The sequence below is a fragment of the Streptomyces sp. NPDC127098 genome (assembly GCF_042722465.1).
GTDB classification, from domain to species: domain Bacteria; phylum Actinomycetota; class Actinomycetes; order Streptomycetales; family Streptomycetaceae; genus Streptomyces; species Streptomyces millisiae.
This window is the reverse complement of sequence record NZ_JBHXFJ010000043.1, coordinates 52099-65279: the sequence shown is the minus strand read 5'-3', so window position 1 is coordinate 65279 and position 13181 is coordinate 52099. Positions and strand designations below refer to the sequence as shown.

Annotated in this window: 10 protein-coding genes and 1 riboswitch; of the genes, 6 read left to right on the top strand and 4 right to left on the bottom strand. The window is 73.9% G+C overall.

What is annotated here, in order from left to right; translation table 11 throughout:
* Nucleotides 1-56: 56 nt before the first annotated feature.
* From ACFWI8_RS24495 to ACFWI8_RS24485, 3 genes are read right to left on the bottom strand one after another with little or no spacing between them, the layout of a single operon-like run.
* Nucleotides 57-887 carry an ABC transporter ATP-binding protein gene (locus ACFWI8_RS24495; RefSeq protein WP_387095194.1) on the bottom strand — a complete coding sequence of 277 codons (831 nt, stop codon included), beginning with the start codon at nucleotides 885-887 and terminating at the stop codon, nucleotides 57-59.
* Nucleotides 887-1999 carry a FecCD family ABC transporter permease gene (locus tag ACFWI8_RS24490; protein WP_387095191.1) on the bottom strand — a complete coding sequence of 371 codons (1113 nt, stop codon included), beginning with the start codon at nucleotides 1997-1999 and terminating at the stop codon, nucleotides 887-889. Before ACFWI8_RS24490 ends, ACFWI8_RS24495 begins: the two co-directional genes overlap by 1 nt.
* Nucleotides 2000-2033: 34 nt before the next feature.
* Nucleotides 2034-3290, bottom strand: a complete 1257-nt coding sequence (locus tag ACFWI8_RS24485) for an MFS transporter (protein ID WP_387095189.1) — start codon at nucleotides 3288-3290, stop codon at nucleotides 2034-2036.
* Nucleotides 3291-3490: 200 nt separating this feature from the next.
* Between ACFWI8_RS24485 and ACFWI8_RS24480 the strand changes: the two genes are divergently transcribed.
* The 4 genes from ACFWI8_RS24480 to ACFWI8_RS24465 all read left to right on the top strand — a co-directional run bounded on the left by ACFWI8_RS24480 (nucleotide 3491) and on the right by ACFWI8_RS24465 (nucleotide 7531).
* Nucleotides 3491-4282 carry a Rossmann-like domain-containing protein gene (locus ACFWI8_RS24480; RefSeq protein WP_387095201.1) on the top strand — a complete coding sequence of 264 codons (792 nt, stop codon included), beginning with the start codon at nucleotides 3491-3493 and terminating at the stop codon, nucleotides 4280-4282.
* A complete protein-coding gene (locus ACFWI8_RS24475) occupies nucleotides 4279-5304 on the top strand; it encodes a GHMP kinase (protein WP_387095186.1) in 1026 nt (341 codons plus the stop codon). The genes ACFWI8_RS24480 and ACFWI8_RS24475 overlap by 4 nt, the downstream gene beginning before the upstream one ends.
* Nucleotides 5225-6247 (top strand): pyridoxal-phosphate dependent enzyme, encoded by a 1023-nt coding sequence (locus tag ACFWI8_RS24470; protein WP_387095184.1) that lies wholly within the window; start codon nucleotides 5225-5227, stop codon nucleotides 6245-6247. Before ACFWI8_RS24475 ends, ACFWI8_RS24470 begins: the two co-directional genes overlap by 80 nt.
* 114 nt (nucleotides 6248-6361) lie before the next feature.
* Nucleotides 6362-7531 carry a PLP-dependent cysteine synthase family protein gene (locus ACFWI8_RS24465; RefSeq protein WP_387095182.1) on the top strand — a complete coding sequence of 390 codons (1170 nt, stop codon included), beginning with the start codon at nucleotides 6362-6364 and terminating at the stop codon, nucleotides 7529-7531.
* 7 nt (nucleotides 7532-7538) lie between these two features.
* Here the strand turns inward: ACFWI8_RS24465 and ACFWI8_RS24460 are convergent, their stop codons facing one another.
* A complete protein-coding gene (locus ACFWI8_RS24460; protein WP_387095180.1) occupies nucleotides 7539-8789 on the bottom strand; it encodes a phosphatidylserine decarboxylase in 1251 nt (416 codons plus the stop codon).
* A 228-nt stretch (nucleotides 8790-9017) separates the two neighbouring features.
* Nucleotides 9018-9169: riboswitch (cobalamin riboswitch) on the top strand.
* A 184-nt stretch (nucleotides 9170-9353) separates the two neighbouring features.
* Between ACFWI8_RS24460 and metE the strand changes: the two genes are divergently transcribed.
* Together metE and ACFWI8_RS24450 are read left to right on the top strand one after the other, a co-directional pair.
* Nucleotides 9354-11672 (top strand): 5-methyltetrahydropteroyltriglutamate--homocysteine S-methyltransferase, encoded by a 2319-nt coding sequence (metE, locus tag ACFWI8_RS24455; protein ID WP_387095177.1) that lies wholly within the window; start codon nucleotides 9354-9356, stop codon nucleotides 11670-11672.
* Nucleotides 11673-11848: 176 nt separating this feature from the next.
* Nucleotides 11849-13159 (top strand): glycoside hydrolase family 30 beta sandwich domain-containing protein, encoded by a 1311-nt coding sequence (locus ACFWI8_RS24450; RefSeq protein ID WP_387095175.1) that lies wholly within the window; start codon nucleotides 11849-11851, stop codon nucleotides 13157-13159.
* The last annotated feature ends 22 nt before the right edge of the window (nucleotides 13160-13181 follow it).

The window sequence follows — 13181 nt, the reverse complement described above, 5'->3', positions numbered from 1 at the left end:
CAACGTCCTGTGGGCCATGATCCGTGACGGAGCGTGCTATCACGCTTCATCCCCCGTCACGGCTGCGGCTTGACAACACGATTGGGATGTCCTTCCAGGGAGTGCAGGGAGTACAGGAGTTGGGGATCGCCGGTCAGCGGGTGCGGGACGACGGTGGCCTCGACGCCGAACACCTCGCGCACCAGCCGCGGGGTGAGGACGTCGCGTGGCGTGCCGGCGGCGACGAGCGCGCCGTCGGCGAGGACGCCGACGCGGTCGCAGACGGCGGCGGCCAGGTTGAGGTCGTGCAGCACCACCAGCACCGTGGTCCCGGTGCGGCGCAGCAGGGACAGGAGCTGTATCTGGTGGCGGATGTCCAGGTGGTTGGTCGGCTCGTCGAGGACCAGGACGGCGGGTTCCTGGACGAGGGCGCGGGCGGCGAGTACGCGTTGGCGTTCGCCGCCGGAGAGGGTGAGCACGCCGCGGTCGGCCAGGTGGAGGACGTCGAGGTCGGCCATGGCGCGGCGGCAGAGGTCGCGTTCCCGGGCGTCGAGCGGCTGGTTGCCGCGCAGGTGCGGGGTGCGGCCGAGGGCGACGATCTCCCAGGCGGTGAAGTCGAGTTCGGTGCCGTTCTCCTGGGTGAGGGCGGCGACGGCGCGGGCGCTCTCGCGGCGGGGCAGGGTCAGCAGGTCGCGGTCGTCGAGCCGGACGGCGCCGCCGGTGGGGGCGAGGGCCCGGTAGACGCAGCGCAGGGCGGTGGACTTGCCGCTGCCGTTCGGCCCGACGAGGCCGGTGACGCGTCCGGCGCCGGCCTCCAGGGAGAGGTGCCGCACGAGATCCCGGCCGTCGATCGTGACGCGCAGGGCGTCGAGTCGCAGGCGAGCCGGGTGAGCCGGGTGCTCGGTCATCAGCGGCCGCCGAAGAGGTAGCCGCGGCGCCGCATCAGGGCGACGAAGACGGGGACGCCGACGAGCGCGGTGACGACGCCGATGGGCAGCTCCCGGGGCGCGGCCAGCGTTCTGGCCACCAGGTCGGCCCAGACGACGAACACGGCGCCGACGAGCGGGGCGAGCACCAGGACGCGGGCGTGGGTGGCCCCGACGAGGATGCGGACCAGGTGGGGGATGACGAGACCGACGAAGCCGATGGCGCCGCTGACCGCGACCATGGCGCCGGTCATCAGGGCGGTCAGCGCGAACAGCGCCCGGCGTACCGCGGCGCCGTCGACGCCCAGGCTGGCGGCGGTCTCGTCGCCGAGCGCCATGGCGTCGAGCGGGCGGGCGAAGCGGCGCAGCGCGAGGGTGCCGAGGAGGACGATCGCGGCGACCACGGGCAGCGATCCCCAGGTGGCGGCGCCGAAGCCGCCGAAGGTCCAGAACAGCACGGTGTGGGTGGCCTCGCCGTCGGGCACGAGGTAGACCAGCACGCTCATCACGGCCTGGAAGCCGTGGGCCAGGGCGATCCCGGTGAGCACGAGGCGCAGCGGGGTCAGGCCGGCGCGGCTGAGGGCGGCGGCGTGGACCAGGACGGCGGCGGCGAGCGCCCCGGCGAAGGCGCCGGCGGAGAGGGCGTAGATCCCGAGCGAGGAGAAGGCGCCGAAGACGGTGACCGACACGGCGCCGACGGAGGCGCCCGAGGAGACGCCGAGCACGAACGGGTCGGCCAGCGCGTTGCGGACCAACGCCTGCACGGCGACGCCGACCACGCTCAGTCCGGCGCCGACCGTGGCGGCCAGCAGCACGCGGGGGGTGCGGACCTGCCAGACGATCTGGTACCTGGTCAGCTCGTCGGCCGGGATCGGGCCGCCGGTCAGCGCCGCCCACAGGTAGCGGGCCGTGTCGGCGGGCGGGACGACGGCGGAGCCGAGGCCGATGGCGAGGACGACGGAGCCGAGCAGCGCGGCGGACAGCAGGAGGACGGGGAGGAGGAGACCGCGGCCGGCCGCCACGGCTCGGGGTCTGGGGGGCGGGGTGTCGACGGGCGGCGGCGCACCGCCGACCGAAGTGTTAATGGAAACCATTTGCAATAAGAGTGACAGTGCGGCGGCGGTTCCGTCAACGGCCGGAGAAGCGCCGGGCGCTTGGGACGAGCGCGGCGGCGGCCGGGGCGAGGAAGCACACGGCGGCGCAGACCGCGAGCACGGGTCCAGGACCGAAGGCGTCGGCCGCCGGAGCGATCAGCGCCAGGCCGACGGGCGCGAGGCCGTAGGAGACCAGGAAGTCGAGTGCGGAGACACGCGCCAACAGCCGGGGCTCGACCTCCCGTTGGGTCGCGGTGAACCAGGGCACGTTGAACAGCTCGATGCCCACGCCGGCGAGCGCGTAGGCGGCCACCACCAGGGCGGCGGGCGCCGGCAGCCACAGGCTGAGCGGCGCCAGACCGTAGACGGCCAGGCCCGCGAGGGCCGCCCAGCCGGCGGACCTCGGGTGCCAGCGCGCGACCACCAGGGCGCCGAGCAGCGCGCCCGCCGTGTAGGCGGTGGTCGCGGCGACCAGCACCGCCTCGACGCCGTAGCGGTCGCGGCTGACCAGCGGCAGCAGCACCCCGGTCGCCGAGTAGCCGGTGGTGATGACGGCGGCCAGCGCGCCGAGCCCGGCGAGGAACCAGGGGTGGCGCCTGGCCTCCCGCACCCCGTCGACGAACTCACTGACGAACTCGGTGACGAAGCCGGTCCGTTCACCGGGAACGGGACCAGGGGCGGGGGCGTGCCGGCCGCGCGGCGGAAGGGCTGCCGCGGCGAGCCACAGCAGGCCCATGCCGAGCAGCAGCGCGGGGACGCTGAGGAAGGCGGCGAGCAGGGCAGCGAGCCCGGGTCCGGTCAGCGTGGTGACCCGCACGGACAACGTCAGGGCGGCGTTGGCCCGTTGCCGGAGCGGGGCGGCCACCACCTCCGCCGTCAGCGCCTGGAAGGCCGGCCGGCAGGCGCCCTGGCCGGCGCCGATCACGACGCCGGCCAGCGCCATCACCGGCACCGAACGTCCCACGCCAGCCGCCAGCACGGGGCTGGCGAGGCCGGCGGCGAGCCCGGCCCACCACACCACGGCCCGGCGCGAGTAGCGGTCGGCGAGCACGCCGCCGACGACCACGGCGGCGAGGAAGCCGGCCGTGCGGGTGGCCAGCACGAGGCCGAGGGCGGCGGCCGTGACGGTGCCGTCCAGCAGGGCGAGCCCCAGCACGAACGGCATCGCCCAGGTGGCGAGCCCCGACGCGGTGCTGCCCGCCCACAGTCGCAGGAAGGCCGGGTCGCGCAGCGGTGACCTCGGCTCCGGGACGGGGGCGGCTGCGACGGTCTGCGTCGACGGTCCGGACACGGCGGTCCCCTCCTCAACTCGGGTGGCACGACAGCCTAGACGAAAATGACAATCATTTGTAATACTCCCCGGGGTCATCACCGGTGCGCCCATCGCTACCTGAGGGAGATTCCGTGCCACACCCGACGACCGACCCCACGTTCGTCGACCGACATCCCACACCACCGCCGACCGTCCCGCGCCCCACGACCGTCGAGGAGCTGGTGACCGCCGCGCTGGCGGGCACGGCGGGACCCGACCCGGCGGCGACCGTCGCCACCAGCGTGTTCTGGCTCCACCACGGCACCCGGCTGGCCGGCGGGGACACCACCTACCTCAACCAGTACCTGCTGGTGCGCTGCGGCCGGTCGTTCGGCGCCTGCGCCGTCGAGGACGGCGAGACCGACCCGGCGCTGTGCCGCGCCTACTCGGGGCGGCCGCTCGCCGCGCTGCTCGGCGACGACGCCCCCCGCCCACTCCGGCTCGCGGCGCTCGACGCCCTGCTGGCGGAGGCCGCGCCGCACCGGGAGGCCGCCGCCGAGCCGGTCACCCTGCCGGCCGGCACCCCGGAGGAGCGGGCCAGGGCCCGCGACGCCGCCATCGCCGGGCTGCTGGACATCGCCCCCGGCGCCCGAGTCGCCCTGATCGGGGTCGTCAACCCGCTGCTGGCCGCCATCCGGGACCGCGGCGGGGTGCCGCTCCCCTGCGACCTCAACCTCCGCGCCACCCAGTGGGGTCAGCCCGTCACCGACTCCATGGCCGAGGTGCTCGACGCCGCCGACGCCGTCATCGCCACCGGCATGACCCTCGGCAACGGCACCTTCGACACCATCCTGGGCCGCTGCCGGGAACGCCGACTGCCGCTCGTCGTCTACGCGCAGAGCGGCAGCGCGGTCGCCCGCGCGTTCCTCGGCGCCGGCGTCTCCGCCCTGTCCGCCGAGCCGTTCCCGTTCTCGCAGTTCAGCGCCGAGCCGACGGTGCTGTACCGGTACCGCGCCACGGTGCCGGGATGACCGCCGACGCCACGGGCACCGGCCAGGCGGCCTGCCACCACGGGGAGATACTCCAGGGCGTCTTCCGCGACCGCCACGGGCGGAGCTGTCCCGGCCTGGTCACCCTGCCCGTGCCGCCGGAGACCGGGCTCGGCTGCCACGCCGAGTTCACCCGCCACCCGGCGGGCCACCCCGACGACCTCACGGTCGACCCGCCCGACCGCGCCAAGGCCCTGCGCGCGGCGCGCCTCGCCGCGGCCGAGTGCGCCCGCCGGGCCGGCCACTCCCCCGGCGGCGGACGGCTGCGGCTGAGCGGGACCATCCCCGTGGGGCTCGGCATGGGCTCGTCCACCGGCGACGTCATCGCCGCCGTCCGCGCGGTCGCCGCCAGTCACCGCGTCACCCTCGCCCCGCACGAGATCGCGCGGCTGGCCGTCACCGCCGAGGGCGCCTCCGACCCCCTGATGCTGGCCGACCGCCCGGTGCTCTTCGCCCAACGCGCGGGCCGGGTGCTGGAGATCCTCGGCCCCGCCCTGCCGCCGGCCGTCGTGGTCGGCTGCGCCACCGGCGGCGGCCGCCCCGTCGACACCCTGTCCCTGCCCGCCGCCGCCTACCGCGACCAGGACCTGGCGGCCTTCGAGCGGTTACGCGCCCTGCTGCGCCGCGCCGTCGCCACCGCCGACACCGCGCTGCTCGGCCGCGTCTGCACCGCCAGCGCCACCCGCCACCAGCGGCTGCTCCCCAAGGAGGAGCTGCCGGCCCTCGTCGCCGTCGCCGCCGAGACCGGGGCGGCCGGCGTCCAGGTCGCGCACAGCGGCAACGTGGCCGGGCTGCTGTTCGACCCGGCACGCCCCGACCTGGCCCGACGACTCGACCGCTGCGTCGAGGCCCTGCGACGCCTCGGCCTCCCCGTCCTCGTGACGTTCACGACCCGTCAGACCCACGACGAGAGAGTGAGCCACCATGTACGACCACGTCGCCGACGCGATCGGCGCCCCGGACCTGATACGCCTCGAACCCGGCCTCGTCTGCCTGCGCTTTGAGACGATGAAGGTCGTCTCCGCGCTCGCCGCCGTCCGCCACCTCCTGGACCACGGGGTCGTGCGGCCCGGCGACACCCTGCTCGACAGTTCGAGCGGCATCTACGCCTACGCCCTCGCGCTCGCCTGCCACCGCCACGACCTGCGGTGCCACATCGTCGGCTCCACCACCGTCGACCGGACGCTGCGCACCCAACTCGCCATCCTCGGCGCCCGCCTCGAACAGATGGCGCCGAGCGCGGACCTCAAGCTCGACCAGAGCCGCCGCGTCGCGCGGGTGCGGGAGATCCTCGCCGCCCACCCCGACTACCACTGGATGCGCCAGTACCACGACGGAATCCACTACCTCGGCTACCGCGCCGTCGCCGAACGGGTCGTCAAGGAGACCGGCGGCCAGGCCGTCACGCTCGTCGGCGGCGTCGGCTCCGGCGCCTCCAGCGGGGCGCTCGCCGCCTACCTGCGGGAGCACGCCCCGGACACCACGCTGGTCGGCGTCCAGCCGTTCGGCAGCGTCACCTTCGGCAGCGAGCACGTGGCCGACCCCGAGATCATCATCGCCGGCATCGGCAGCTCCATCCCGTTCGGCAACGTCGACCACCGCGGCTACGACGTCATCCACTGGACGTCCTTCGGGACCGCGCTGGCCGGCAGCGTCGACCTGCTGCGCCGGCACGCCGTGTTCGCGGGGCTCTCCACGGGCGCCGCCTACCTCGCCGCCCGCTGGGAACACCGCGACCGCCCCGACCGCACCGTGGTGTTCGTCGCCGCCGACACCGGACACCGCTACGCCGACTCGGTCTTCGCCCGGCACCGGGAGGCCGCCCCCGTCGACGACCTCGCGCCCCGCCTGGTCACCAGCCCACGCGACCTTGCCCTGCCCTGGTGCCGCATGCGCTGGGCCGGCTCCCCCGCCCCCGCTGCCGCCGCCGTTGCGCCGAAGCGGTGAACCGGCCGTGCCCTGAGGCGTCGGGTGCCGGGCGGACGGCCGGCGGGCCGCCGATCATGGGCGGGCGCCGACCAGTCGGCGGCGCGGGGTCGGATCGGACGACGGAGGCCGCCGGTGACATTGGTCGAACGCACCACGGAGAAGCCCCAACTGGTCGAGCGCGACGACGAGTCGGACGTCTACCCGGACGACCGGCGGTGGGTCGTCGACTGCGTCCAGCGCATCCGCGGCGACCTCGCCCCCGTGGCGACGGAGTTGACCGAGATCCCGCTGCCGCCGCGGCTCAACGGGCTGCGGCTGTACGTCAAGCGGGAGGCCGACCAGCCGTCCGGCAGCCACAAGCACCGCCTCGCGGCGGCGCTGCTCGTCCACGCCCTGGTCAGCGGCTGGCTGACCAGGGGCCGGCCGGTGGTGGAGGCGTCCAGCGGCTCGACCGCCATCTCCGAGGCCTGGTACTGCCAGCGGCTCGGCATCCCCTTCTACGCGGTGGTGCCCGACAACACCAGCCGGGAGAAGAAGGCGGCCATCGCGGAACTCGGCGGCACCGTCGTCCCCGTCTCCGGCGACATCGTCGCCTACGCCCGCCGGGTCGCGAACCGGTACGGCGGCCACTTCCTGGACCAGTTCACCTACGCCGAACGCGCCTACGACTGGCGCGGCGACGAGGGGCTCGGGCCCGAACTGCTGCGCGCCGTGCCCGACCTGGACTGGTTCGTGATGGGCGCCGGCACCGGCGGCACCGCCGCCTCCGTCGCCCGCCACGCCCGCTACACCGGCAGCGACCTCCGGGTGTGCGTGCCCGATCCCGAGCACTCGGCGTACTTCGACGGCTGGTACTGGCGCGACCCGGCGATCACCGACCGGGGCTCGCACATCGAGGGCATCGGCCGGCCCAGGGTCGAGGCGTCCTTCGTGCCCTCGACCGTCAACCGCATGATGCGGGTCCACGACGCCGCCTCGGTGGCCACCATGCGGGTGCTCCACGAGCGGCGGGAGTGGGGGATCTCCCCCGGGCCCTCCACCGGGACCGGGGTGTTCGCCGCGATCCGCGTCCTGCTCGGCATGCGCGACCAGGAACAGTCCGGCAGCGTCGCCACCGTGCTGTGCGACGCCGCCGACCGCTACACCAACGAGTACTACAACGACCAGTGGCTCGCGGACCAGGGCATCGACTACCAGCCCTGGCTGCCGACGATCCGGAACTTCTTCGCCACCGGCGACTGGACGCCGCCCGAGCCCTTCCTGCCCGTCCCCCGGCCCCTCGTCACGCTCTGGAACATGTGACCCGCGGTCAGGGCGCCGGGCGCCGGCCGCGCCGGGCCCGCTCGCGGCGGGAGCCGGCGAACAGCGTCTCGGTCCTGTCCGTCTGCTCCAGGGTCCCGATGCGCTGCCCCATGCGCAGTTGGAGCGCCGGGAACCTCCCGTACTGGAACAACAGGATGTTCAGCGATCCGCCGTACCTGAAGTTCCCGATCTTCTGCCCCTTCCGCACCCGCACCGGACGCTCGGGCCGCCGGAACTCCGGCAGGTAGTTCACCGAGGCGATCGAGTTGAGGCCGACGGTCACCATCGCCACGTACGTCTCGTGCTCCCGCCCGCGCGGGTCGGTGAACACGGTCCTGAAGACCAGGTAGCCCCGGCGGAACCTGTCGAACACCTCGTAGTCGAAGCCGTAGCCGACGTTCCCCTTGTTGAGCAGCCCCGGGAAGTTCCGCATGCCGTAGTAGACGCCGCCGACGTCGTCGCGGGCCTCCACCACCTCGCCCGCCACCGGCGCGTGGTACCAGTGGTAGGTGTCGGGCATCAGCACGCAGGACACCGCCGTGCCGCCGGGCCTGACCACCTCGCCCGCCGCGTCCCGCTCCGGGACGAACCTCCGGTAGTGCGGGGAGTCCGCGAGGAGCTGTCGGACGTTCATGGTGACCGTCTTGACGGGGATCGGCGTCTCCTCCGTCAGGTCGTCGACGATCATGTTGATGACGCAGTCGGTCGGCGCGACCACCACGCTGTCGTCGTCCTCGGCGTCGATCGGCCGCCTGGTGTCGTCCCGCAGGTTCCGGGTGAAGAAGTCGTTGAAGCTCCGCCACGGGCCCGGCTCGAAGTCGTCCATCCGGGAGCCGAGTTCCTCCCGCCAGCTGGCGATGAGCCGCTGGCCCCGCTCCCCCTCGTCGTCCATCTGGGCGCCCTGGAGGGCGGTGAAGTCGGCCGTCATCCGCAGCCCGGGTCCGGTGGTCACGAAGACCATGCCGTAGTCGTTCTCGTAGGTGAGCCAGCTGAACTTCTCGATGTGGTGCAGGCCCTCGCTCGGTCGGGTCGTCCACCCCGCCTCGTACCACTCCCGGAAGAAGTCGCACAGGTCCTCGATCGACCTGCCCCGCCAGTCGTACCGCGCCTCGGGCGGCGTGTCCTCCGGGTACGGCACCACGTTGGCGATCGCCGCGTCGTACATGGTCGCGAAGCCGTCACGGTCCTCGCCGTACCACCGCCTGACCCTGCCGAGGAACTCGTCCAGGGTCCTCGAACAGCTCTCTTCGCCCGTCATCGCCTCTCCCGGTCGTCGGACACACACACGGCACGACGGATATGTGCCCGTCCAGGGCCCCGGCCAGGGGCAGATCCGGTCGCTTCACCGAAAAGTGGCCGCCTTCCCACGCATCCGAGGGGGCCCTCTCGCCATCCGGATGACGGACGTGACCCGCCGCGCCCGACGGCGGCCCGTAGGCTGGCCCACGCAGCTGGTTCGCCCCGTCCGCCAGGCGGGAGGCGTCGCAAGAGGGAACCCGGTGGGAATCCGGGACTGCCCCGCAGCGGTGAGCGGGAACGACCGCCGTCATACGCACTGGGTCCGGGAACCGGGCCTGGGAAGCGACGGCCAGTAGGTGTCCTCCGGTCCGGAGGGCGGGCCCGCGAGTCCGAAGACCTGCCAACTGCCCGCGCCCGGCCACCCGTGCGCGGACCTCCCGGTGACCCCGAGGGCGGGTCGGCGACACACCAGGCGGACGGCGGCGCCTCGCGCGCCAGGCCATGCCCGCCCGGTCACCGTCCCCCTTCGCGTCCTCGTCCCGTCGCCGGGATCCCAGGGAACCATCTCGCGAAGGAGAGCTCCGTGACCCCCAAGCCCGCAGCCGCGGCAGCACGGGCCACCGTGTACGGCTACCCCCGACAGGGCCACGACCGGGAGTTGAAGAAGGCCACCGAGGGCTACTGGAAGGGCCGCGTCACCGCCGACGCCCTCCGGGCCACCGCCGCCGAACTGCGCCGCGCCACCTGGCGACGGCTGGCCGAGGCCGGCGTCGCCGAGGTCCCCACCGGTGACTTCTCCCACTACGACCACGTGCTGGACACCACCGTCATGGTCGGCGCGATCCCCGACCGGCACCGCGCCGCCTTCGCCGCCGACCCGCTCGACGGCTACTTCGCCATGGCGCGCGGCACCCGGGACGTCGCGCCGCTGGAGATGACCAAGTGGTTCGACACCAACTACCACTACCTGGTCCCCGAACTCGGCCCGGACACCGTGTTCTCACCCGACTCCACCAAGCAGGTCGGCGAGCTGACGGAGGCCCTCGCGCTCGGCCTGACGGCCCGTCCCGTCCTCGTCGGCCCCGTCACCTACCTGCTGCTGGCCAAGCCCGCGCCGGGCGCGCCCGCCGACTTCGAGCCGCTGACCCTGCTGGACCGCCTGCTGCCGGTGTACGCCGAGGTCCTCGCGGACCTGCGGGCGGCCGGCGCCGAGTGGGTGCAGCTGGACGAGCCGGCCCTGGTGCAGGACCGCACCCCGGCCGAGCTCGACGCCACCGCCCACGCCTACCAGCGGCTCGGCTCCCTCGCCGACCGGCCGCGGATCCTGGTCGCCTCCTACTTCGACCGGCTCGGCGACGCCCTCCAGGTCCTGGCCAAGGCCCCCGTCGACGGGCTCGCCGTGGACTTCACCGGCGCCGCCGCGGCCAACCTCGACGCGCTGGCGGCCGTCGGCGGGCTGCCGGGCAAGCGCCTGGTCGCCGGCGTCGTCGACGGCCGCAACATCTGGATCAACGACCTGTCGAAGTCCCTCACCACCCTCGGCACCCTGCTCGGCCTCGCCGACCGGGTCGACGTCGCCGCCTCCTGCTCCCTGCTGCACGTCCCCCTGGACGCCGCGGCGGAGCGCGACATCGACCCCCAGATCCTGCGCTGGCTCGCCTTCGCCCGGCAGAAGACCACCGAACTCGTCACCCTCGCCAGGGGCCTCTCCCTGGGCACCGACGCCATCGCGGCCGAACTCGCCGCCAACCGCGCCGACCTGGCCTCCCGCGCCGGCTCCCCCATCACCCGCGACCCGGCCGTCCGCGCCCGCGCCGGCGCGGTGACCGCGGCCGACGCCCGCCGTCCCCACCCCTACCCCGAGCGGGCCACCGCCCAGCGGGCCCGACTCGGCCTGCCGCTGCTGCCCACGACGACCATCGGCTCCTTCCCGCAGACCGCCGAGCTGCGCGCCGCCCGCGCCGACCTGCGCGCCGGCCGCGTCGACCCGGCCGGCTACGAGGAGCGCGTGAGGGCCGAGATCCGGGAGGTCGTCGCCTTCCAGGAGCGGGTCGGCATCGATGTCCTGGTGCACGGCGAGGCCGAACGCAACGACATGGTCCAGTACTTCGCCGAGCAGCTCACCGGCTACCTCGCCACCCGGCACGGCTGGGTGCAGTCCTACGGCACCCGCTACGTCCGCCCGCCGATCCTGGCCGGCGACGTCTCCCGCCCCGAGCCGATGACGACGCGCTGGACGACGTACGCCCAGTCCCTCACCCCGCGCCCGGTCAAGGGCATGCTGACCGGCCCGGTGACCATGCTCGCCTGGTCCTTCGTCCGCGACGACCAGCCGCTGGCCGACACCGCGCGCCAGGTCGCCCTCGCCCTGCGCGACGAGGTGGCCGACCTGGAGGCGGCCGGCACCGCGGTGATCCAGGTGGACGAGCCCGCGCTGCGCGAGACCCTCCCGCTGCGGGCCGCCGACCGGTCCTGGTACCTGGCGTGGGCCACCGAGGCGTTCCGGCTCACCACCGCCGGCGTGCGCCCCGACACCCAGATCCACACCCACATGTGCTACGCCGAGTTCGGCGACATCGTGCGGGCCATCGACGACCTCGACGCCGACGTCATCAGCCTGGAGGCGGCCCGCTCCCACATGCAGGTGGCCCGCGAACTCGCCGCGCACGGCTATCCGCGGGAGGCGGGCCCCGGCGTCTACGACATCCACTCCCCGCGCGTGCCGAGCGCCGAGGAGGCCGCCGAACTGCTGCGCACCGGGCTGCGGGCCATCCCGGCCGAACGCCTGTGGGTCAACCCCGACTGCGGCCTGAAGACCCGCGGTTGGCCCGAGACCCGCGCCTCGCTTGAGAACCTGGTGCGGGCCGCGCACGCCGTGCGCGCCGAGCTGTCCACGGCCTGACCCGAACCCGCCCGCCGGGGCCGGCTCGCCAACCGACCGGCCCCGGCGGCGTCACCCCGCCGCGCGGGTTGACGGTGGCCGGTCAGGCCGTTACGTTGCCAGCGCGCGAGTGGGAGCGCTCCCAAAGCGGTGACCGCGAGCGTTTCAGTGACCCCGAGCGTTCAGGAGGCGGAACAGTGACGTTACCTCCCAACGAGTCCACGGGAACGGGTCCCGGATCGCCGAGTCGGCGGTCGGTGCTGGCGACGCTGGGCGCCCTGCCGGTCATCGCCACCGCCACGCCGGCCGTGGCGGCGCCCGGGGCACCGATCACGGCGGCGGCCACCGTGGTCGTCGACCCCTCGGCGTCCCGGCAGACGATCCGGGGCTTCGGCGGCATGAACCACACCGTCTGGATCAGCGACCTGACGGCCGCCCAGCGCGACACGGCCTTCGGCAACGGCACCGGGCAGCTGGGCTTCACCGTGCTGCGGATCCCCGTCCACGAGGACCGGAACAACTGGAGCCGCGAGGTCGCCACCGCCCGCCGCGCCGTCGAACTCGGCGCGACCGTCATCGCCTCCCCCTGGAATCCCCCGGCCAGCATGGTCGAGACCTTCGTGCGCGGCAGCCAGACCGACGCCCGGCGGCTGCGGTACGACAGCTACGGCGCCTACGCCCAGTACCTCAACGACTTCGTCGTCTTCATGCGCAACAACGGCGTCAACCTGTACGCGATCTCGGTGCAGAACGAGCCCGACTACGCGCATGACTGGACGTGGTGGACCCCGACCGAGATGGTCCGCTTCCTGCGCGAGAACGCCGGCTCGATCAGCACCCGGGTCATCGCCCCGGAGTCCTTCCAGTACGTGAAGAGCTTCTCCGACCCCATCCTCAACGACGCCCAGGCGCTGGCGAACATGGACATCCTGGGCGCCCACCTCTACGGCACCCAGTTCCAGAACTTCCCCTACCTCCTCTTCCAACAGCGGGGCGCCGGCAAGGAACTGTGGATGACCGAGGTGTACCACCCCAACAGCAGCGACTCGGCCGACCTCTGGCCGCAGGCGCTCGACGTCGGGGAGCACATCCACCGCGCCCTGGTCGACGGCCAGTTCCAGGCGTACGTGTGGTGGTACATCCGCCGCGGCTACGGGCCGATGCGCGAGGACGGGCAGATCAGCAAGCGCGGCGCCAACATGGCGCACTTCTCGAAGTTCGTCCGCCCGGGCCACGTGCGTGTCGACGCCACCCCCAGCGTCCAGTCCAGCCTCTACACCTCCGCCTACCGCGCCCCCAACGGACAGATCACCATCGTCGCCGTCAACAAGGGGACCTCGGCGGTGAGTCAACCGTTCACCCTCACCAACAACGCCTCGGCGCGGGTCTCCTCCTGGGTCACCGACGCCGGCCGCAACCTCGCGTCGGGCACCGCGCTCACCATGTCCAACGGCTCCTTCACCGCCCAACTCCCCGCCCGCAGCGTCACCACCTTCGTCACCGGGTGAGGTCCGCCCATCCGGCCGGGGG